General features: G+C 66.1%; 22 protein-coding genes. 8 read left to right on the top strand and 14 right to left on the bottom strand.

Annotated elements, in window-relative coordinates; genetic code table 11:
• Together ABD002_RS03445 and ABD002_RS03440 are read right to left on the bottom strand one after the other, a co-directional pair.
• The coding region (locus ABD002_RS03445; protein ID WP_343787191.1) for a DUF6531 domain-containing protein at positions 1-1734 on the bottom strand (1734 nt) is incomplete at its 3' end.
• A 732-nt stretch (positions 1735-2466) separates the two neighbouring features.
• Positions 2467-3504: a type IV pilus twitching motility protein PilT gene (locus tag ABD002_RS03440; protein ID WP_343787189.1), complete on the bottom strand. Its 1038-nt coding sequence runs from the start codon at positions 3502-3504 to the stop codon at positions 2467-2469.
• 87 nt (positions 3505-3591) lie between these two features.
• Here ABD002_RS03440 and ABD002_RS03435 point away from each other — a divergent pair, with 87 nt between their 5' ends.
• The 3 genes from ABD002_RS03435 to ABD002_RS03425 all read left to right on the top strand — a co-directional run bounded on the left by ABD002_RS03435 (position 3592) and on the right by ABD002_RS03425 (position 5935).
• The gene (locus ABD002_RS03435; protein ID WP_379989370.1) at positions 3592-4275 is read left to right on the top strand and encodes a YggS family pyridoxal phosphate-dependent enzyme; all 684 of its coding nucleotides are present in this window, start codon (positions 3592-3594) and stop codon (positions 4273-4275) included.
• An 86-nt stretch (positions 4276-4361) separates the two neighbouring features.
• Positions 4362-5210 carry a pyrroline-5-carboxylate reductase gene (proC, locus tag ABD002_RS03430; RefSeq protein WP_343787185.1) on the top strand — a complete coding sequence of 283 codons (849 nt, stop codon included), beginning with the start codon at positions 4362-4364 and terminating at the stop codon, positions 5208-5210.
• Between the two features lie 146 nt (positions 5211-5356).
• Positions 5357-5935 (top strand): YggT family protein, encoded by a 579-nt coding sequence (locus ABD002_RS03425; RefSeq protein WP_343787183.1) that lies wholly within the window; start codon positions 5357-5359, stop codon positions 5933-5935.
• Between the two features lie 211 nt (positions 5936-6146).
• Here ABD002_RS03425 and ABD002_RS03420 read toward each other — a convergent pair whose 3' ends face one another.
• The 3 genes from ABD002_RS03420 to pdxH are packed head-to-tail and all read right to left on the bottom strand — an operon-like array spanning position 6147 to position 8023.
• Positions 6147-6941, bottom strand: a complete 795-nt coding sequence (locus ABD002_RS03420; RefSeq protein WP_343787181.1) for an ABC transporter substrate-binding protein — start codon at positions 6939-6941, stop codon at positions 6147-6149.
• Positions 6942-6944: 3 nt separating this feature from the next.
• Complete coding sequence (gene aac(6'), locus ABD002_RS03415) at positions 6945-7406, bottom strand: aminoglycoside 6'-N-acetyltransferase (protein ID WP_343787179.1); 462 nt, start codon at positions 7404-7406, stop codon at positions 6945-6947.
• A complete protein-coding gene (gene pdxH / locus ABD002_RS03410) occupies positions 7403-8023 on the bottom strand; it encodes a pyridoxamine 5'-phosphate oxidase (protein WP_343787177.1) in 621 nt (206 codons plus the stop codon). Before pdxH ends, aac(6') begins: the two co-directional genes overlap by 4 nt.
• Here pdxH and ABD002_RS03405 point away from each other — a divergent pair.
• Positions 8022-8876 (top strand): kinase, encoded by an 855-nt coding sequence (locus ABD002_RS03405; protein WP_343787175.1) that lies wholly within the window; start codon positions 8022-8024, stop codon positions 8874-8876. The two genes, pdxH and ABD002_RS03405, sit on opposite strands and share 2 nt — an antisense overlap.
• A 37-nt stretch (positions 8877-8913) precedes the next feature.
• On the opposite strand, the gene ABD002_RS03400 is transcribed toward ABD002_RS03405, so the two are convergent.
• From ABD002_RS03400 to xrtH, 8 genes are all read right to left on the bottom strand, one after another.
• Positions 8914-9255, bottom strand: coding sequence for a YbjQ family protein (locus ABD002_RS03400; RefSeq protein ID WP_343787173.1), 342 nt, complete (start codon positions 9253-9255; stop codon positions 8914-8916).
• 11 nt (positions 9256-9266) lie between these two features.
• Entirely contained in the window at positions 9267-10820 is a 1554-nt protein-coding gene (locus ABD002_RS03395) for a hybrid sensor histidine kinase/response regulator (RefSeq protein ID WP_343787171.1), read from the bottom strand.
• Positions 10817-11317: a Rab family GTPase gene (locus ABD002_RS03390; protein WP_343787169.1), complete on the bottom strand. Its 501-nt coding sequence runs from the start codon at positions 11315-11317 to the stop codon at positions 10817-10819. Before ABD002_RS03390 ends, ABD002_RS03395 begins: the two co-directional genes overlap by 4 nt.
• Entirely contained in the window at positions 11314-13125 is a 1812-nt protein-coding gene (locus ABD002_RS03385) for a hypothetical protein (RefSeq protein WP_343787167.1), read from the bottom strand. Before ABD002_RS03385 ends, ABD002_RS03390 begins: the two co-directional genes overlap by 4 nt.
• Positions 13126-13151: 26 nt before the next feature.
• Entirely contained in the window at positions 13152-13703 is a 552-nt protein-coding gene (locus tag ABD002_RS03380; RefSeq protein WP_343787165.1) for a hypothetical protein, read from the bottom strand.
• A gap of 220 nt (positions 13704-13923) precedes the next feature.
• A complete protein-coding gene (locus ABD002_RS03375) occupies positions 13924-14622 on the bottom strand; it encodes a response regulator transcription factor (protein ID WP_343787163.1) in 699 nt (232 codons plus the stop codon).
• A gap of 55 nt (positions 14623-14677) precedes the next feature.
• On the bottom strand, positions 14678-14881 hold the full coding sequence (locus ABD002_RS03370; RefSeq protein WP_343787161.1) for a dodecin family protein: 204 nt from the start codon (positions 14879-14881) through the stop codon (positions 14678-14680).
• A gap of 185 nt (positions 14882-15066) precedes the next feature.
• On the bottom strand, positions 15067-15561 hold the full coding sequence (gene xrtH / locus ABD002_RS03365; protein ID WP_343787159.1) for an exosortase H: 495 nt from the start codon (positions 15559-15561) through the stop codon (positions 15067-15069).
• 162 nt (positions 15562-15723) lie between these two features.
• Here xrtH and ABD002_RS03360 point away from each other — a divergent pair, with 162 nt between their 5' ends.
• Positions 15724-16275, top strand: coding sequence for a shikimate kinase (locus tag ABD002_RS03360; protein WP_343787157.1), 552 nt, complete (start codon positions 15724-15726; stop codon positions 16273-16275).
• On the top strand, positions 16272-17351 hold the full coding sequence (gene aroB / locus ABD002_RS03355; RefSeq protein ID WP_343787155.1) for a 3-dehydroquinate synthase: 1080 nt from the start codon (positions 16272-16274) through the stop codon (positions 17349-17351). The genes ABD002_RS03360 and aroB overlap by 4 nt, the downstream gene beginning before the upstream one ends.
• Positions 17352-17547: 196 nt before the next feature.
• Here aroB and ABD002_RS03350 read toward each other — a convergent pair whose 3' ends face one another.
• Positions 17548-19977, bottom strand: coding sequence for a TonB-dependent receptor plug domain-containing protein (locus ABD002_RS03350; protein WP_343787153.1), 2430 nt, complete (start codon positions 19975-19977; stop codon positions 17548-17550).
• A 139-nt stretch (positions 19978-20116) separates the two neighbouring features.
• Here ABD002_RS03350 and ABD002_RS03345 point away from each other — a divergent pair, with 139 nt between their 5' ends.
• Entirely contained in the window at positions 20117-20377 is a 261-nt protein-coding gene (locus ABD002_RS03345) for a WGR domain-containing protein (protein ID WP_343787151.1), read from the top strand.
• A gap of 140 nt (positions 20378-20517) precedes the next feature.
• A complete protein-coding gene (gene hemE / locus ABD002_RS03340) occupies positions 20518-21591 on the top strand; it encodes a uroporphyrinogen decarboxylase (protein WP_343787149.1) in 1074 nt (357 codons plus the stop codon).
• Positions 21592-21622: the final 31 nt, after the last annotated feature.

Raw genomic sequence — 21622 nt, 5'->3', positions numbered from 1 at the left:
CGTCAGCAGCCAGCCGCGCGGGTGGTAGGTGAAGTCGGTGGTGGTGCCGTTCGCATCCTGCGACCGCGTGACCCGGCCGTTCTTGTCGTAGCTGACGGTCGTGGTGATCTGGCCGAGGGCGTTGGTGACCTTCCACAGGTCGCCGTGGCGGTGCGGGCAGGCGCCGTTGCTGGCGCAGGTCGCATCGTCGGTCGAGTAGTAGGTGTAGGTGGTGACATCGTCCTGCCCCGCCGCCATGCCGGTATCGCCGGCTGGGCGCGGGCCGTTGACGGACGTGACCAGGCCGACCAGCGGGCAGGTGCCGGCGCTGACGTCGGCCTGCTCGCAATAGGTAGTGACCCAGCGGCGCACCTTCACGCCAACCAGCGGCGCCGTCGTGGCGCTGCAGGTATAGGCCATCGCCGCCGTGTCGGCCGGATCGATCTCGCAGCGAGCCGTTGCTTGACCGCGGTTGTTGTAGACCCAGTCCGTTTTTGCCTCGAGTCCGTTACTCGCGTTCAGCGTGCGGCGCTCGGTCGGTACACGGAACGAGGCATGCCAGTCAGTTTGGGTGATACGCGTGATCGGAGGATTCGACGTGTCGGTCGAGGCCTCGGTGCGCGAAGTCTCCACGAATCGCGTCGGATCGTAGAGATAGGTCGTCTTGTTGCCATTGAAGTCGAGCGCCCAGTCGACCGCCCCGCTGGTGGGGTTGTAACTGATGCTTTTAGTCAGCGTTGGGCACCCCGTACAGGTCTTGGTTTCCGCGCTGACCCGGGTGGCATTCGCCACCGATTGGACCGTGAACGTGTGCTGCGCGCCGAGTGGATCGATATAGGCTGCCCGCTGGTCGGTCACTACCTGGTAGTTATCCACGCCACCTACGTGGGAAGTTGTTAGCGGAATTCCATTGCTCTGATAGGTGAACAACGCATAGGTCACCCCTTTCTCGTCGATGATCGAGGTAAGGCGGAATATCGAGTTCGGATCGTCGTAGCCGTAACGTCGTGTCGTCGTGTCGGCAAGATGGACAACGGTGATGGCATTGGCTTCGTTGTATTCATAAGTTACGGAGTTGCCATCGGGCAGCAAGACGCTGCTCACGCGGCCCAAGGCGTCATACGCATACTGCAGGGCGCGGCCGTGTTCATCCGTGACGCGCTGCAACCGCCTATTCGCATCATGCGCAATGGCGACATAACGTCCATCCCGATGGTCAATGCGAGTCAGTGCTCCAGTCGAATCGTACGTCTCGATTTCACCTTGTGGCGATTCGTATGACCAGCCGATCGGGTTGCTTTGCGCATCGCGCAGGCGTGTTAGCGTGCCGGGCGAGTCCGGACTGCCGAGATACGCGTTCACGTCCTCCGAAAAATAGAACTTCTGGTTATCCGCTCTGTCCAGTATGGCGACGTGCATCGAACTACTGTTCAACGCGTCGACGAGTTGACGCTCGTAACTGCTGCGCCAGAGAAGACCGAACGCAGGCACTGGAGTACCTGCTCCGGGCGGTGATGCATACCCGTCGCTGCGATACAGGCGCTCCAAACGAAGCAAGCCATCTATCGAAAAATCGACTTCCCGCTGCAGCTTAACGCGCGTCAAGAGATCAATCGGGTTACCGCATTTTGTACAGATCTGGTCGGTCGGTATGACTTTTTGTGCGCGCTGACAAAACCACCCGATCACGCCGTCCAGATACGCACCGGTCCAACCGGCGGGACAGTACGGCGGTGCCCAGAAAAACTCACTCATTGCATAGTGCTGGGTGATCTCGCAAGGCGTCGATGACCGAGAATCGTGATAGATGTATGTGTACGGATAACCACCGTCGCGAGACGCGTATGTTGGCTGGAATCCATTGATCGGGGTTGCAGACGGAACCCAACTGCCTCTCGGTGCGTCCCAGTGTACGTCGCAGAAGTAATACGGCGGATCTGGTTGCGAATATGAGGCTCGCATCGCTGCCATCCGGTTGGCCAACAAATCGGCCTCCGTGGCGAAGGGGGCAAAGTTTAGCGGCGGCGGTGGCGTCGGGTCTGGCTGCAGACCGGAGCCTGTCCCATTGAAGCGGGGTGCATATTGCGGCGCCCGAATGCACTCGTAACTGCTGCTTCCATCGCAAGCCGGCGGCAACTGCAATTGCGTGGCGGTTGTACTGCCCAACATCATGGCGGCCGCGAGCAAAATCGACATAGTTCCTTTTGTCCTATTGGAATGAGCGCTAGCGGCGGAGGTAATAAAACGGGCATACCGTCCTGGCTGTCGGCCTCAAATACGGACAGCCAGCCCGCAGTGCAGATCAGGTCGCGGATCTCCACCTGATCGTATCATCCACTTTTTGCTTTTTGAAGAAAGGGAACAAACGGACCGAAGCAATTGAAGCGAAGCCATTCCGAAAGGCCAACCTCTCCACTCACGAATCCAGCCAACCAGACACCGCGGATTGGCGACGGGCAAACGTCCGTCGCGCGGATTGCGTTGCTGCTACTTGAAGATTTCCTTGTTCTTCGCGTAGCCCAACGCCTGCTGGCGCGTGACCAGACCGCGCTTGACCATGTCCTGCAGGCACTGGTCGAGGGTCTGCATCCCGTGCTGGCTGCCGGTCTGGATCGCGGAGTACATCTGCGCGACCTTGTCCTCGCGGATCAGGTTACGGATCGCGGGAATGCCGACCATGATTTCGTGCGCGGCGACGCGACCGCCGCCGACTTTCTTCAGGAGCGACTGCGAGATCACCGCGCGCAAGGATTCCGACAGCATCGAGCGCACCATCGGCTTCTCGCCGGCGGGGAACACGTCGATGATGCGGTCGACGGTCTTCGCGGCCGAACTCGTGTGCAGGGTCGCGAACACCAAGTGGCCGGTTTCGGCCGCAGTCAGCGCGAGGCGGATGGTCTCCAGGTCGCGCAACTCGCCGACCAGAATGTAGTCAGGGTCTTCGCGCAGCGCCGAGCGCAACGCTTCGTTGAAACCGTGCGTGTCGCGGTGCACCTCGCGCTGGTTGATCAGGCACTTCTGCGAGGTGTGCACGAACTCGATCGGATCCTCGACCGAGAGGATGTGCGCGTACTCGTTCTTGTTGACGTGATCGACCATCGCCGCGAGCGTGGTCGATTTGCCGGAGCCGGTCGGGCCGGTGACCAGGATCAGGCCCTGTGGCTGCGCGATCAGTTCCTTGAAGATGCGCGGACAGCCGAGATCCTCGAGGCTCAGCACCTCGGAGGGAATCGTGCGGAACACCGCCGCCGCGCCGCGGTTCTGGTTGAACGCGTTGACGCGGAAGCGCGCCAGGCTCGGGATCTCGAACGAGAAGTCGACCTCGAGGAATTCCTCGTAGTCGCGGCGCTGCTTGTCCGACATGATGTCGTAGATCAGCGCGTGGATCTGCTTGTGGTCGAACGCCTGGATGTTGATGCGGCGCACGTCGCCGTCGACGCGGATCATGGGCGGCAAACCGGCCGACAGGTGCAGGTCCGACGCCTTGTTCTTGACCGAAAACGCCAACAGCTCGGCAATATCCATGCTTGTCCCCTGGAACGCGGAGCGCCGCGCGGGCGCTCGGTTGCGGCAGTATAGCCCTACGAAACCCAGACAATGCGCGGCCTTGCGATGAATTTCTGCGAAACAGCCTACCGTTCCGTCACTCACCGCGTCGCCGCGGCGCGACATTCGGCGGGACGGCTCGACGAGGTGACCCTGCTTGCGGTCTCCAAGACCCAGCCGGTCGCCGCGATCCGCGCGGTGGCCGCGCTTGGCCAGCGTGTGTTCGGCGAAAACTACGTGCAGGAGGCGCTGGCCAAGCAGCGCGAGCTCGCCGACCCCACGCTCGAATGGCATCTGATCGGACCGCTGCAGTCGAACAAGTGCCGCGAGGTCGCCGAACATTTCGACTGGCTGCAGAGCCTCGACCGCACCAAGCTGATCGAGCCGCTGTCGCGCCACCGGGCAACCGCGTCTGCGCCGCTGAACGTGCTGATCCAGGTCAACATCGACGACGAGGACAGCAAGTCCGGCTGCACCCCGGCGCAGGTCACGGCACTCGCTGACGAGATCACTGCGGCGCCGAATCTGCGCCTGCGCGGCCTGATGGCGATTCCAGCGCCGGCGCCCGACCTCGAGCGGCGACGCAACGCGTTCTGCCGCATGCGCGCGCTGTTCGACGAACTGTGCGCGAGCCGCGTGGGCATCGACACGCTGTCGATGGGCATGTCCGACGACTTCGAACTCGCGATTGCCGAGGGTGCGACGATGGTGCGCGTGGGTACCGCGTTGTTTGGAGCGAGAAGCCGATAGGGAATCCCTGAAACGGCCGCCTCGCCTCCGGATGGCGCAAGCCGCTTGCTATGCTTGCGCCCCTTGATCCGACACCATCGCTGCGAATGCCTACGCCTGCCGATTCCCGACTTCCGAATCCCCGCTCGATCGCGTTCATCGGTGGCGGCAACATGGCGCGCAGCCTGATCGGCGCGCTGATCCGTGGTGGCGCGCGCGCAGGTTCGATAGCCGTTGCGGAACCGAATGCGGAACTGCGCGATGCACTCGCGCGCGATTTCGGGGTGGCCGTGCATGATGCCGCGCGCACGGCCGCACAAGGTGCCGACGTACTCGTGCTCGCGGTCAAGCCGCAAGTGTTGAAGACGGTCTGCACCGATCTCGCCAAGGTGGCCGCGGCTTCGCGGCCGCTGGTCATCTCGATCGCGGCCGGCATCCGCATCGAACAATTGCGCGCATGGTTCGATACCGACCTGCCGATCGTGCGCGCGATGCCCAACACACCCGCGCTGATCGGGGCCGGTGCGACCGGGCTGATCGCGAACGATTCGACCAGCGCGGAACAGCGTGCGCAGGCCGAAGCGATCCTCGGCGCGGCTGGCCGCACGGTCTGGATCGAGCGCGAGGAACTGATGGACACGGTGACCGCGCTATCGGGCTCGGGACCGGCCTATTTCTTCCTGCTGGTCGAGGCGCTCGAGGAGGCCGCGGTCGCGCAGGGCCTGCCGCGCGAGGCCGCGCGCGCGTTGGCGACACAAACCTGTCTCGGCGCAGGGCGCATGCTGGTCGAGGACGGCGAATCGCCCGCACGACTGCGCGAGCGCGTGACCTCGCCGGGCGGCACCACCGCCGCGGCGCTCGATGCGTTCGCGGCCGGCGACCTGCGCGGGCTCGTCGCGGCCGCGGTCGACGCGGCGACGCGGCGTGGGCGCGAGTTGTCGGAGCAATATTCCTGAATCTCGTATCTTGAATCTTTTGTAGGAGCGGCTTCAGCCGCGATGCTCTTGTCTGGAGTGTGCGAGAAAAAAGCATCGCGGCTGAAGCCGCTCCTACAACGACACTGCCAATTCGATCCACGACAACTGACAAGCGACCAACACCCATGGGTTACATCGCGAACGCCGGCCAGATCCTGATCAACTTCGCATTCGGCGCGCTGATCGCGCTGGTCGTGCTGCGCGTACTGCTGCAATGGGTCCACGCGAATTTCTACAACCCGGTCTGCCAGTTCCTCTACCGGGTCACCAACCCCGTGCTGATGCCGTTGCGCAAGGTGATTCCGGCCTGGCGCAACATCGACATCGCGGCGATCCTGCTCGCCTGGCTGCTCAGCGGGGTCAAACTCGCGTTGCTGTACGCACTGGCCGGACAGGGACTGGGCGTATTCGGCCTGGTCGTGATGGCGCTCGCCGATCTCGTTGATTTCGTGCTGATGCTGTACTTCGGCCTGATCCTGGTGCGCGTGCTGCTCTCGTTCATCAGCGTGGATCGTTCGAATCCGATCGTGCCGCTGGTGTTCCAGCTCACCGAACCGGTGCTTCGCCCTATTCGCAGAATCGTGCCGCCGATCGCGGGGCTCGACCTGTCGCCGATGGTCGCATGGCTGATCGTGATGCTGGCGCGCGTGCTGATCGTCGGGCCGGTGCTCGATCTCGGCATGCGGCTGGCGCAGGCGGCGTAGGCGCCTCGCCCGCCTTTTTCCGTGGGAGCGGCCCTTCGACAGGGCTCAGGACAGGCTTCAGCCGCGATGCTCCGTGACGCGGTGAACACCGTCCCCAACCCAACCCGGGCATCCTGCCCTCGAAGCCCGGTCTGCACATCCATGTGCAGCCGTTCGCCGGCGCGCGGCAGTGCCGCGCGAAAGCCCGGCTCACCCCTTGAAGGTGCGGGCTTCAAAGCGCGCGCCTGGCCCAGTTGGCTATCACGCGATGCAGCGCATCGACGCCATCGAACAACGCGGCCGGGCCGGGCTGCAGGATGATCGGCGACTTGATCTCGTGCAGTTCGCCGTCGCGCACCGCCGGAATCGCGTTCCAACCCGCGCGCGCGGCGACGCGATCGGGCCGGAATTTCTTGCCGCACCACGAACCGAACACGATGTCCGGCATGCGCCGCACGACCTCGCGCGGATCGGCCAGGATGCGGTCGCGCGCAAGCGATTTCCCGGCACGCTCGGGGAAGACATCATCGCCGCCGGCGATGCGGATCAGTTCTGCGACCCACTGGATGCCGCTGATCAACGGATCGTCCCACTCCTCGAAAAATACGCGCGGTCTGCGCGGCAGCGCCGCGGCGGCCTGCGCGATCTCGGCGAGATGCGCCTGCGCGCGTTGCGCGTACACCTCGGCGCGCTCGTGCGCACCAACCAGCGCACCGAGTCGACGGATATAGTCGAGGATGCCGGCGACGCTGCGGTGGTTGCTGATCCAGACCTCGACCCCGGCCTTGACCAGCTCGCGCGCGATGTCGGCCTGGATGTCGGAGAAACCGACCACGAAATCCGGCTGCAGCTTCAGGATCTCGTCGATCTTCGCGCTGGTGAACGCAGAGACTTTGGGTTTCTCTTTTCGCGCGCGCGGCGGCCGCACCGTGAAGCCCGAAATGCCGACGATGCGGTCCTGCTCGCCGAGCGCGTACAGCACCTCGGTCGGTTCCTCGGTCAGGCACACGATGCGTTGCGGGCCCACCGCTCAGCGATCCACGGACTTTCGGAAGTACACGACGCGCTCGGTTTCCTCGAAACCGTAAGCGCGATGCGCCGCATGCGCGGGCTCATTGGCGAGCAATGAATCCGAGGCGAGTTCGCGGCAACCGAGCGCGCGCGTCCATGCCTCGACGGCGGCGACAAGCGCGCGGCCGACACCGCGCCGACGCACCGCAGGCACCACGTACAGCCCGTCGAGGAAGCCCACCGGCGAACTCTCGGTGCCGTTGACGTAGTCGCAGCGCAGGCTAGCCTCGGCGAGGCCTATCGGCATACCGATTCCGTCGAGCGCAAGGAATGAATTGAACCGCTCCGGCTGCGCGAGCTGGTCTTCGATGTCCGCGCGATGCTCCGCAGCGTCGACGTCCGGCCACAGCGCCGCGCGCAGCGCGCTCCACTGCGCTAGGTCGCCGGCCTGCGCGGCGCGCACCGGCCAGTTGCCGCTCACGGATAGAGCATCCGCTTCGTCCACGCTCCCTCGCCGAGCGCGTACTCGACGCGCTCGTGCAGGCGGAACGTCGCGCCGTACCAGAATTCGATGAGCTCCGGCACGACGACGAAGCCGCCCCAGTGTGGTGGACGCGGCACCGCTATGCCGGCGAAGCGCTGTTCGAATTCGGCAATGCGCGCCTCGAATTCGGCTCGGTCGGCGAGCGGCTGCGATTGCGGTGATGCCCAGGCGCCGATCTGGCTGCCGCGCGGACGCGACATGAAATAGGCGTCGGACTCGTCCGCAGACAGTTTCTCGACACGCCCCTCGATGCGCACCTGCACGCCCTCGTGCAGGGTCTTCCAGTGGAAGCACAATGCGACCTGCGGATGCGCCGCGAGCTGCGCACCCTTTGCGCTTTCGTAGTTCGTGAAGAAACGGAAGCCGCGCTCGTCGACGCCCTTGAGCAGCACGATGCGCGCCGAGAGTCGGCCATCGCGGTCCGCGGTCGCCAGCGTCATCGCGGTCGGTTCCGGATCGCCAGCCGTGCGTGCCTCGTCGAGCAAACTGCGGAATGTCGCCAGGGCCTGCTGATAGAGTGCGGTCGATTCGACGTTTGCGGTTGTATTCGTCATGGCGCGCGATGTTAACACCGGGACCAGGTACGCCCGGGACGTGGTCGACGCAACGCTCGACACAGCGTTGGGCTGGCTGCGCGCACGACCGCGAACGGCTGCACCGTTGCTGGTCGGTCTGTCCGGCCTTCAAGGCAGCGGCAAGAGCACATTTGCGCGACAACTCGCCGCGGCCGCGAGGCGGTGTGGCACGCCCACCGAGGTGCTTTCGCTCGACGATTTCTACCTCGGTCGCCGCGCGCGGATGCGACTCGCGCGCGACGTGCATCCGCTGTTGGCGACGCGCGGCGTACCGGGCACGCACGATCTTGCGCTGCTGACGCACACCGTCGCCGACCTCGCCCACGCGAACGTGCGGCGACCCGTGCCTGTCCCGCGTTTCGACAAGGGCCGTGACACGCGCCTGCCGCCGTCGCGCTGGCGCGGCGTGACGACGCCGCCGCGGTTGATCCTGCTCGAAGGCTGGTGCGTCGGCGTCCCGCCACAACCTGGAAACAGGCTGGCGAGTCCACTCAATGCACTCGAACGCAACGAAGACACGGACGGGCGCTGGCGGCGTTGGGTCAATGCGCAACTCGCCGACGCGTATGCGGATCTGTGGCGACGATTCGACCGGCTGATCCTGCTCGAGGCGCCGGGTTTCGCGGTGGTCACTCGCTGGCGCGACGAGCAGGAGCGCGCGCTGCGCGCTCGCCACGCGCCGCAGGCGATGGGAACCGCTGCACTGCAGCGGTTCCTGATGCACTACGAACGCCTCAGCCGGCACGCACTGCGTACATTGCCGGCATGCGCGGACCTGCGCCTCGTCCTGCGCCGCGATCGCTCGGTGCGCACGATCGTCTGTGCTACCTGATCACCCGGATGGCGATGCGTTGCGCGCGTTACCGCCGTCAGCGCACGGGTTCGACCACCACCGCCGTGCCATAGGCCAGCACCTCGGTCACGCCCTGCATGATCTCGTTCGCGTCGTAGCGCATCGCGATCACCGCGTTCGCACCGAGGTCGGCGGCGTGTTGCAGCATCAGGTCGAAGGCGTCTCCACGCGCGCGCTCGCACAGCTCCGCGAACAGGCTGATGTTGCCGCCCAGCAGCGTCTGCAGCGCCGCACCGATGTTGCCGATCACGCTGCGCGAACGCACCGTGATGCCGCGCACGACGCCCAGCTGGCTCACCACGCGATAACCGGCCAGTTCGTTCGCGGTCGTCACCGATTTCCGATCCAACGTCTTCATGCCTGCCTCCTCTATGTAACCTGCGCCGCGCGCTGCATGACACCGACAAACTGATCGATGTCCAGCGGTTTGGTCAAGTAGTAGTCCGCGCCCGCGCGTAGCGAGGCATCGCGCGCTTCGCGAGTCGGGGTCGCCGACAGGGTCACGATGCGGCCGCAATAGCCGTGCGAGCGCAGCTGGAACACCGCCGCGTTGCCGGACAGGCCAGGCAGCTCGACGTCGATCAACAGCACGTCCGGCGCCTGCCGCGTCGCCGCCTCGATCGCGGCGGCGGCGTTGTCGGCCACCTGCACGCGAAAACCCAGGTCACAAAGCAACGCATCGAGCAGATGCGCGATGTCGGGATCGTCATCGACGACAAGCACACTGCGTCCCTCTCCATGGAATGGCGTGGCATCGCGCGCGGTAGCTGCTCCCGCATTCGCCGGCGCGTGCGCGAGTGGCGGCAAGTCGACGTGGAAATGGCTGCCACGACCCGACTGAGAGTCCAGCGTGAGCGAACCCTGCATCTGCTCGATCAGGCGGCGCACGATGCTGAGGCCGAGTCCTGCGCCCTTGCGGCCGGACGGGCCGCCATGGTTGAACGGTTTGAACACGCTGTCACGGTACTCCGGCGGAATGCCGATGCCGCTGTCGCGGACATCGACGCCGAGCTTGCCGTCCCGCCACACGATGTCCACCGAGACTTCGCCGCGTGCGGTGTAACGCACCGCGTTCGACAGCAGATTGATCGCGACCTGGCGCAGGCGCACCTCGTCGAACAGTGGCGGCGCCGCGTCGTCGAGTACGAGGTTCGTGCGGAATGCCAGCCCCTTGTCCTCGGCAAGCGGCCGGAACATCGCCTCGAGGTCACGCAGCAGTGCCGCAAGATCCACCTCGACCGGATGCAGCAGTGTGGAACCAGCGGACTCGCCGCGGCCGTATTCAAGCAGGTTCTCGGCCAACGTGAACAAATGGGTCGCGTTGCGGCGGATCGCATTCAACGCCTGCGTCGCGTGCTCACTGCCGTCGATGCGCCGCTCGAGCAGGTGCAGGTAGCCGAAAATCGAGGTCAGTGGCGTGCGGAACTCGTGGCTGAGCGTCGCGATCAGCGCGTTCTTCAGCGCGTTGGCATCTTCCAGGGCCGCGCGCTGGTGCTCGAGTTCGCTGCGGATCTCCTTGAGCTTGCCGATCGCCTTCGATTTCTCGTGGCCGGCGATCGCCGTCTCGTGGCCGAGCTGCTGCTGCACGCGCTCCCGCGCACGCGCGTCCTCGGCATCGAGCAGCAGCACGTGGAAGCCGGGACCATCGACGATCAAGTGCACGTGCGCACTGCGTCCGTTCGCCAGTTCCACGAACGGGATATCCTGGTGGTCGTCGAGCGGCAGGCCGATGAACAGATCCTGCAGCTCGCGCAGGCTCTGCCGCGGATCACCGGTGTCGATACCGTAGAACGCAGCATCGCCCTGCACATCGCGCAGATGCCAGCCGGCATCGAAGCTCAGCAGCAGCGGATGGGCGCGATCGATGAGGGTCGCACGCAGGTAATTCCCGACCGGCGCCGGCAGCCATGCATCGATGCTCATGGCGACAACCTCGCGGCGATGTCCGCGAATGCGCGCTCGACGCCGTCGCCGGACAACGCGCTGGTCTCGAACACCGGCAGGCTGCGACGCAGCTCCGCCAGCGTGGACGGCGCAACCTCCCAGCGTTCGACGAGATCGAGCTTGTTGACCGCGAGCACGGCGACCGCATCCGGCAGCAGGTTGCGCGACTGCATGAGCAGGTTCAGCGTCGAGCTCAGGCTGCTCTCGCGCGTGCCGTCGGCGACCAGCAGCAGCGCAGACGCGCCGCGCAGGTAGTGCACGCCGAGTGCATCGAGTGCGCTGCGGCCGGCGATGTCCCAGACCACGAGCTTGAGCGGATGGCCATTCGCCAGCACGACTTCCTTGCTGTCGACCTTGACCCCGACCGTGGTCAGGTACTTGTCCGAGAACGTGCTGCGCACGAAGCGCGCGACCAGGCTGGTCTTGCCGACGCCGAAGTCGCCGAGCATGCACACCTTGTGCGCCGGGGCGTTCATTGCACGGATCGCCGCGCCGTCACGCGCAGATGCGCGCTGCGGCGGGTCAGGTCGATCGGTTCGGCGATCACGGCGTCGGGTACCTCGACCGCGCCGACGCCACGCTCGGCGAGCGCCTGCGCGAGCCAGCGCGCACGACCGGCACGCACGCGCGCATTGGTCGCATCGGTGCCGCTTTCGTCGCTGCTGCCGACACTCGCGAGCACGAGTGTGACCTTCGCGGTGCTGGCCAACGCGGCGACCTGGCGCGCGCTGCGCGCGATCTCATCGACGACCGCCTGTGCGCCCGCTGCCGGTTGCGTGTCTTCGCCGAATGGCACGTCGAGCGTGTTCAGCGCTTGCACGAGGCGTTCGAGTTCTGCGCGCGCAGCCGCAGCGGCATCGCCATCCGGCGACAAGGTCAGCTCGGTGCGAACGACGCCAGGAATCCAGCCGGCGTGCTCGCGTGCGGCGGTGATCCATGCGTCCGGCGCATGCCCGTCGAGCGCAAGCACGCCATCCTTCACGGTCAGCCTTACACCGGTCGGCGGCGCCAGCAGCCGCGCGGCACGACGGGCGACGGCGGTGTCGTCGGTCGACAGATAGCCCGCCACATCAAGCTTCGGCAGCGCGGGGTCGAGGCCGGCGCCGTCGAACACTTTTGCCAGCGACGGCGCGTCCGGATCGACCAGACCGTGCACGGTGACCGATCGCCACGCCTGCTCGTCGATGCCGGTCAGCACGAAGCCCGGATGCGCAACGAGCCGTGCGCGCAACGCGTCGATCCGCGCCTCCCAGCGCTCGCGTCGCGCGACGAACACCGTCAACGCGACGAGCATTGCGAGCAGTATGAACAGGAGCGGCCAGCGCGACGGCGCACGCTGCATCGGCGTACGCGCGGCTTCCGCATCCCGCAGCAGCGCAGGCGGCTGCAGCTGCTCGTGCCATGCCGAGGTGTCGCCAACCGCACGCAGGTCCGCATCCGGCGTACCCGCGGTCCGCGCATGGATATCCTCGAGCCGTTGTTCGAGCAGCGTGCGCAGTTCCGCCGGCGGTACGCCGCGCATGAAGCAGGCGAGGTTCGCGCGCGGGCCCTGCACCACCCAGACCAGGTGTTCGCCGACACTCATCGACTCCAGACCGCCGCCATCCTGCCCGACCGAGTCGCCGACGAAATCGCCGAGTGCGGTCAGCATGCCGGCGATCGCGTCGGCATCGAGCGGGGTGATATCCGGCGCCGATTCGTGCAGCAGCACGAGCCCCGACGCGCGCTCGATCAGGAACACGTGATCGATGCGATAGGCGAGCCGATGCTTGAGCACGACCTGCGCATACGGCACGCCGCCGCGCCACGCTTCGAGCCGCCACTTGAGGCCGCGCAGCGTGAAGCTGCTCTCGATGGCGCCGTTGAGGTCGGCAACGAGATTACGCAGCGCCTCCGCGATCGACTTGCGGATCAGCGGACCGATGATCGGGAACAGCGCGTCGACGATGCTCTGCCGGTTCTTCTGCACCGCCGTGCCGAGCGCCTGCGCAACCGGCTCGGACAGCGCGTCCGCGACACGCGTGGTGACTTGCTCGCCGCGCAGCGCCTCGATCGCCGCACCGGGCAGCCGGCGTGGCAGGTCCTTCTGCGCGTTCTCCAGTTCGGTGATGCGCGTGCGCGCCGCGTCGAGCGCGCGCCGCTCGTCGCCGATCAGCAGTTCGCGCAGGCGCTCGAAATCGTCTGCTGCATCCGTGCCGGCTGTGGGCGATCCGCTCGCGTGAGACGTGGACGCACCGCTATCGAGCGGCTCATCCAGCGCCTTGCCGAATCCGGACATGGTCACTTCGGCGCTCCGTTCCGATCGCGCGCTTACCTGGGTGTCGGCAGGTCGAAATCACCCCGGAGTCGCAGCGCGAATTCGGTGAGCAGCGCGGCCAGATCGTCGCGCCCGACTTTTTCCGCGCGCAGCTCGGTGCTGGCGCGCGACAGCGCGGAGTCGGCCTCGCTCGCGCGTGCATGCGCCGCCGCGTGCAGCTCGGCGATCGCGGCGCGCAGGCGTTCGTCACTGGCCGCGAGTTCGTGGCCGAGTCCCTCCAGCGCCTTGTTGATCTCGCCGCGTGCGGTGCGCGCGGCCTGCTGCAGGCGCGACTCGAGGTCGTCGACCGCACCGTTGCGGTCCTGCACTTCCTGGCGCACCAGCTTGCCCAGCTTCTCGAGCTGGTCGTCGATGCGCTTGTCGATCTGGGCGAGGCGCTTGTCCTGCGCGTCGCGCAGGCGCGCAAGGTCGGCTTCGAGACGCTGGTTCAGCTCCTGGAAGCGGCGCTCGTAGTCGCGCATCTGACCGCCGAACAGGATGTCGCGGATCTGGTCGACGTTGCGGTCGGCGCCGCCGTCCGCGGCGGGCTTCTTCGGATCTGCCATGGGTTTGCTCCTGGTGTGCGTGCGCGACGCCGCGGGCCGACGCTCGGGCTTCGAGGGGCGCTTGCGCGGATCGGCCTTCTTGCGTGAAAGCGGTTTCGCTGCGGTCGCCACGACGATCCCCCGGTTTGCGCTGTCCAACCGCGCCATTCTTGCATCCCGCACGCGTCGCTGCACGCGCCGGCGGGCTTCCAGGCATACCCCGAACGCTAGCGCAGCGGCGTCAGACCTTCTCGAGCCGATAACCGTGCTGGTAGATCGCGGCAAGCCGCCAGCCATGCTCGCCGTTGAGATCGAGCTTCTTGCGCAGCCGGCTGACGTGGGTGTCGACCGTGCGCGTGGACACTGCCGCACTGAGGTTCCACACGTTCTCGAGCAGCGCGTCGCGGCTGATGATGCGGCCATGGCGCCGAAACAGGAAACAGGCGAGGTCGAATTCGCGCTGGGTCAGGTCGATATCGCGCCGGTCGATGCTGACGCGGCGCCGCCTCGGATCGACCGAATACGGTGCGAGATCGATCGTCTCGCCGTTGTCGCTGTCGTTGACGTGACGGCGCAATACCGCGTGGACTCGCGCGATCAGCTCGCGCTGCTTGGGTGGCTTGACCACATAGTCATCACCCCCGCTGGCAAGCCCGCGGACCATGTCGTCCTCGGCGTCGCGCGCGGTCAGGAAGATCACCGGCAACCGGCTGTTGGCCGACGACCGGATCGCGCCGATCACCTCGATGCCGGTGCTGTCGGGCAGCATCCAGTCGAGCAGCAGCAGGTCGATCGCCTCGGAACCCTGACGGCGCCTGTACTCGGTGGCGCTGCGGAACCAGCGCACCGTGTAACCGGATTCCTCCAGCCAATGGGACACCAGGGCCGCCATGTCCGGATCATCTTCCAGCAGCCCGACGACCAGACCGAGTTTGCTCATGGCATCCAGCCGATATCCGGACACAAGGCGGCCACAAACGCTCCCTGGACTGGCATCAGTCGACAATGAAATTGATGCGCATGTTGACGCGCCATTCGGTGATGCTGCCATCGTCACCGGTGCTGACCTTGATGTCGTTCACCCAGGCTCCCTTGATGTTCTTGACGGTCTGGGAAACCTTCTTCAGGCCCTTCTGCACGGCGTCCTCGATACCTTTCGGGGAAGAACTGCTGAGCTCGATAACCTTGGCGACTGTCATGACAGGCACTCCTTGGGCAAAGGCCGGCACACTATAGAGCAAAGCCGAAAGTGTGCGAAAGCTTTCAGCGACGCCGATCGCAGCCCTCATCCGCGGTCATTCCGGGGGTGAAATCGCCACTGGAAATGCGCACACGTACGCGGCCATTCGCGCGAACGCCGCGCGCAAGCGTGACCGGCCACCGCTCACGCTTGCGTGCGCGGCCCGCGCGGCAACCAGCGCAGCCACACCAGGAACACCACGAGCGCGTCGAGCACGATCAACGCCTGCCACAGATACAGATGGAACCATTCGAACCAGACCCGGTTCCACTGACCGAGGTAGAAGAGGCTGATGATGCGGACCAGGTTCAATACCTGGATCGCGAGGAAACCGAGCCCGATGCCAGCCAGCTTGTGTTTCCACGGCGCCGGGAACGCGAGCATCGCCGAGATCAGGATGATCACCGCCTCGACGCCGTTGCAACCCCGTTCGATCGAGATCGCGAAATCGCCGCTCGTGCTCTGCAGCACCTTGCCTTGGGCGATTACATGCGGATCGAACACGTCGACGATCCAGACGCAGACCTTGGCGATCGCACCGGTGAACGGCAGGATCACGTAGTGGTCGACCGGCTGCCACAGCTCGGCAATGAACAGCACGGCCAGACAGATCAGGAACATCAGCATGAAACGCAGCATGGGTGTCGGGGGAATTGGGGGGCTTAAGGTGGGACGTGAGACGTAAGCTTCTCCGATTCGTCGTTCCGGCGAAAGCGGAACGACGGCGCATATTCCGCGGAATCTTCCATCCCCGTCTCACGCCTCGCGTCTCACCGCCTCGCGCTTTGCTAGCATTCCACCATGAATCCCGCGCCCAACCTGTTCCTGGTCGGCCCGATGGGCGCCGGCAAGACGACCGTCGGGCGCCAGATCGCCGAGCTGTTTCGGATGCCGTTCTTCGACCTCGACCACGAGATCGAGGCGCACACCGGCGCGGCGGTCAGCCTGATCTTCGAGCTCGAGGGTGAAACCGGTTTCCGCTGCCGGGAAGCGGCGATGCTCGCCGAACTCACGGCGCGGCGCGGCGTGGTGCTGGCGACCGGCGGCGGTGCGGTGCTCGGCGCCGACAATCGCCGTTTCCTGCACGAACGCGGCTTCGTGATCTGGCTGGACGCGACGGTCGACGCGCAGCTCGCGCGCCTCGAACGCGACCGCCAGCGCCCATTGCTGCGCGCACCGGACCGGCGCGTGCGCCTCGAACAGCTCGCCGCCGAACGCAACCCGATCTACGCCGAGATCGCGGATCTGCGCGTCGCATCGACCGGCGTCGGCAACAGCACGCATGCCGCGCACGACCTGCTCGATCTGCTCGAAGCCCGCTGGCGCCGCGGCAATACGGATGTCGCCGCATGAGCATCGTGACCGTCGACGTCGCACTCGGCACGCGTGGTTATCCGATCCGGATCGGCGCCGGCCTGCTCGCCGATGCATCGGCGTGGCGCACCGCCATCCGCGGCCGCCACGTGCTGGTCGTGACCAACGAGGTGGTAGCGCCGCTGTATCTTGAACGCGTGCAATCCGGCCTGCAGGGATTCACGCACGCGGCGCTGGTGTTGCCCGATGGCGAGGCGCACAAGACGCTGGCGAGCAGCGCGAACGTGTTCGACGCGCTGGCCGCGCTCGGCGCGACCCGCGACGCAACGATCCTCGCGCTCGGCGGCGGCGTGATCGGCGACCTCGCCGGCTTCGCCGCCGCCTGCTGGATGCGCGGCATCGACTTCGTGCAGATGCCGACCACCTTGCTCGCGATGGTCGATTCCTCGGTCGGCGGCAAGACCGGCGTGAATCTGCCCGCCGGCAAGAACCTGGTCGGCGCGTTCCATCAGCCACGCGCGGTCGTCGCCGACACCGATACGCTGGCCACGCTGCCGGATCGCGAGTACCGCGCCGGGCTGGCCGAGGTCGTCAAGTACGGCGCGATCGGCGACTCTGATTTTTTCGCCTGGCTGGAAGCGAACGCCGACGCGCTGAACGCGCGCGATGGCGCCGCCCTGGTCGAAGCGATCGCGGTCAGCTGCCGGCACAAGGCCGGCGTGGTCGCGCGCGACGAACATGAGCACGGCGAGCGCGCACTGCTGAACTTCGGGCACACCTTCGCGCATGCGTATGAAACCGAAACCGGCTACGGCACGCTGCTGCACGGCGAAGCGGTTGCGATCGGCATGGTGCTGGCCGCGCAACTTTCCGCCGACCTCGGTCGCGCGCCGCGCGTGGACGCCGAGCGCCTCGCCACGCTGCTGGCTGGGCTCGGCCTGCCGGTCGCGCCACCGCGCTGCGATCCGGATCGCCTGATTGCGCACATGCGCCTCGACAAGAAAAATCTCGGCGGCCGCCTGCGCCTGATCCTGTGGCGCGGCATCGGCCGCGCCGAGATCGTGGCGGATGTCGATGAAGCCGCGATCCACGCGGTGCTGACCGCGGCCCATTGACGCCTCACGATACGGTCCCGTTTCGCGATCCGGAACCTTGTAGGAGCGGCTTCAGCCGCGATGCTTTCAACCCTCCCCTTCAAGGGGAGGGTTGGGTGGGGATGGTGTTTGACGCATACCGAAAAGCATCGCGGCTGAAGCCGCTCCTACGGTCGAGAGACCTGCCGCTATCGGCAGGCCCCGTCGGTGGGCGATCTCAGAACTTGTGCGCGAGCCGGACGAACCAGGCCGCGCCGTTCAAGCCGAACTGCACTGCCTCGTACTTGAAGCCGTTGTCGGTTTCGTTCGGGTCCTGCAGCGTCGGGAACTTGTCGAGGATGTTCTGGCCGCCGATCGTCAGCTTGGTGTCCGGCGTGAAGCTGTAGGTGACGCTGACGTCGGCCGAGGTCCTGTCCGAATAGTGCTGGTTCGGAACCGGCGGACCCGAGAACGTGCCGAGCGTCATCGGCCCGAAGTAGAGGATCTTGAAGTTCGTATCCCACTTGCCGAGCGTGTAGTCGAAGCCGAGCGTCGCCTTCGAGCGTGGCGCGCCGCCCTCGATGAACAGGCGGTCGCGTTCACCAAGCAGCGAGTCCTCGCGACCGACCAGCGACGGCGGCGTGTGCACCTTCTGCACTTTCGTGGTGCCGTGGTTGAACGCGAAGAAGCTCGTCAGCTCGCCGTCGCCGAGGCTGGTGCTGTGGCTGGCCGTGAGGTCGATGCCCTGGGTCCGGGTGTCGACCGAATTGACGAAGAACTGCGCCTGCCCGACGCCGAGCTGCCGCAGGATCGTACCGATACTCGGGTCGTCCGTGCCGAAGTAACCGGTAAGCACGATGCGGTCGGTGATGTCGATGCGGTAACCGTCGAGCGTGACCGACACGTTCTCCCACGGCTTCCAGGTGAAGCCGAGCGTCGCGCTCTTCGATTTCTCTTCCTTGAGGTCCGGGATGCCGGCCGCACGCGCGATGCGGCCGCCGTTCGGCGCGAGCACGACATCGACCGGCACGCCGCTGATGAAATCGGTGAACGTCGACGAGAAATAGCGCTGCTGCAGCGACGGCGCGCGGAAGCCGGTGCTGACCGAGCCGCGCAGCAGGAACTGATCGGTGACGCGGAACGAGCCGGCGAGCTTGCCGATCGCGGTCGAGCCGAAGTCGCTGTAATGCTCGTAGCGCACCGCCTGGTCGGTCATGAAGCGGTCGGTCCAGTTGGACTCGACGTCGACATAGGCTGCCCAGCTGTTGCGGCTCTTGTCGGTCGCATCGCCCGGCTGGAAACCCGGGAAGCCCTGGCTGCCGGCGTTGCCGCCGCCCGGCCCGTCAGCATCGATGTAGGAACCCGGCTCGCCCGCGTAGATCTTGTAGTTCTCGTGGCGGAACTCGCTGCCGAACGCGACGTTGACGCCGTGCAGCCAGCTGTCGAAGAAGCGCGAGAAGTCGAGGTTCGTCGTCGCCTGCTCGAACGAGAAGCCGCCGGCACGGAAGTGGTCGGGGCTGATGCCGCGTCCGCCGTGTTCGAGATCGAGATTCGCGATCGACGCGTTCAGCGTGTGCCGGATCGTGTCCATCAGCCGGTTGTAGCCGAGCGTCTGCGAGGCGTCGACGCGCCAGCCGTCCCACAGCCACCACACACCCGCCGTGCCGTGCCGGTCCTGGACGTAGGGATCGATGAACGGCACGAAGCCATTCGGATACATCGCCGCGGAATTGCGCGAGGGAATGTCACTCGAACCGATGCCGCCGCGCGCGAACGCGGCCGAGGAGGCATCGCGATTCTGGATGCCGCCGTCGAAATAGAAATGCGCGCTGTCCCCGAACGGGATATCGCCGTTCAGGTAAAACGTGCCGTTCTTGACCGAAGTGTCGCCGATGATGCGCAGCGGATCGAGCGCGGTGGTGCGGTTCGAGCGGCCACGGTCGAGGAATTCGCCGGTCATCGAGATCACGCCATCGTTGCCGACCGCGAACCCGCAGTAACCGGAGGCCAGGTAGTTCTGGCCGTCTCCACGCGAGTACTGGCCGTAGCCGACCACGCCCTCGCAGCCCTTGCTGCGCTTCAGCGCGATGTTCATCACGCCGGCGATCGCGTCCGAGCCGTACTGCGCGGCGGCGCCGTCGCGCAGGATCTCGACATGGTCGATCGCGAGCAGCGGGATCGTGTTGAGATCGGTGCCGGTGTTGCCGCGATTGCGCGCGCCGAACAGATTGACCAGCGCGGTCGAATGCAGGCGCTTGCCGTTGATCAGCACCAGGGTCTGGTCCGAGCCGAGGCCGCGCAGCGCGGCGGAGTCGACCGAGTCGGCGTTGTCGGCGCCGGTCTGATGCCCGGACGTGAACGAGGGCGCGGTGTATTGCAGGTTCTGCGCGAGATCGAACGAAGCGCCCTGCTCGGCGGCCTTGGTCATCGGCAGCACGTCGACCGGCACCGCCGTCTCGGTTTCCGAGGAACGGTCGTAGCGGCGCGAACCGAGCACGGTCAGGCCTTCGAGCTGCGTGACTTTTTCGTTGATGCCCTTCTCCGCCGTAGCGGGAGTCTGTGCGGCACCTGTGTCCTGCGCCCGCGCATCGGGCGCGGCGATGATCGAACCGGTGAATCCGAATGCCGCAGCAGCGAACGCTGCGCCCCACTTGCGCAATGTGCCCATGAACCCCTCCCAGAGTGCTGATAGCCGGGTCAGCTTACCCGATCCCTGTCATCGAGGCCGTGCACGGTCCCGACATCCTCGATATCGAGGATCGGGCTAACGCCCGGTGCGGCGGCAACGCTACAATCCCGGTTTCACCATGCGCGTATTCATGCAAACCAAAGCTGCGGGCTCCGATGTGCCGCGCTATTACCAGCTCATGCTGCAGCAGGATCTGCTCGGCGGCTGGATGCTGTTCCGTGAATGGGGCCAGCAAGGCGGCCGTGCGAGCACCAAGCGCGAGGTCTACCTCGAGCGCGACGCCGCGCTGCGCGCGTTCGAGCATGCGCGCGACGCGCAGCTCAAGCGCGGCTTCCATGTGATGTTCGCGCAAGGGTTCGACGGGCCGCATACGGGCTAGCTGCGTGCTTCTCGCGCCGACTTATCGAGCAGCAAACTCGCTCTGGCAGCGATCCGGATCTCCCCGTTCGCCCTGACAACTTCCCGTTCGCCCTGAGGGTATCGAAGGGCGATCCCACGACCTCCGGCACCAATCTTCCAATGACGCCTCCGAAACCTGCCATTCCCGACCACCGCTTCCTGCGCGCACTGCGCCGCGAACCGGTCGACATGACCCCGATCTGGATCATGCGCCAGGCTGGCCGCTACCTGCCCGAATACCGCGCCACGCGCGAACGCGCCGGCAGCTTTCTCGCGCTTGCGCAGACGCCGGAACTCGCCTGCGAGGTCACGCTGCAACCGCTGGCGCGCTTCGCGCTCGACGCGGCGATCCTGTTCTCGGACATCCTGACCATTCCGGACGCAATGGGCCTCGGCCTGCATTTCGTCGACGGTGAAGGCCCGAAGCTCGCGCATCCGCTGCGCCGCGCGGCCGATATCGCCCGGCTCGGCGTGCCCGATCCGGAAAGCGATCTGCGCTATGTGATGGACGCGGTGCGCCTGGTCCGCCGCGAACTCAACGAACGCGCTCCGCTGATCGGCTTCTCCGGCAGCCCGTGGACGCTGGCCTGCTACATGATCGAAGGCGAAGGCTCATCGAGCTTCTCGCGCGCAAAGGCGCTCGCGCTCGAGGACGCGGCGACGATGCACCGCCTGCTCGATACGCTCGCGCAGTCGGTCTCGAGCTATCTCGCCGCGCAGGCCGCCGCCGGCGCACAGGCACTGATGGTGTTCGACACCTGGGGCGGCCTGCTCGCGCCCGCGCAGTTCCGCGAATTCTCGCTGCGCTGGCTCGCCGACATCGTCGCGCGCCTGAAGGCGAACCCGGCCACGCGCGACGTGCCGCTGATCCTGTTCTCGAAAGGCGCCAACAGCCACCTCGAAGCGCTCGCCGACACCGGCTGCAACGCGCTCGGTGTGGACTGGACCATCGACATCGGCGAAGCGCGCGCACGAGTCGGCAACCGCGTCGCGCTGCAGGGCAACCTCGACCCGGCTGTGCTCGCCGCTTCGCCGGACGCGATCCGTGCCGAGGCGCGCAAAGTGCTCGACGGCTTCGGCGCGCATCCGGGTCACGTGTTCAATCTCGGCCATGGCATCACGCCCGACATCAAACCCGAGAACGTTGCGGTGCTGGTCGATGCGGTGCACGCGCTCAGCCGACACCCTGTCTGAGCGGACAGTTACGTTCGCCGTCGGTCCAGCC

Source organism: Dokdonella soli (assembly GCF_039523175.1).
In the GTDB taxonomy this organism is placed as follows: Bacteria; Pseudomonadota; Gammaproteobacteria; order Xanthomonadales; family Rhodanobacteraceae; genus Dokdonella_A; species Dokdonella_A soli.
This window is presented reverse-complemented; position numbering and strand designations above follow the sequence as displayed.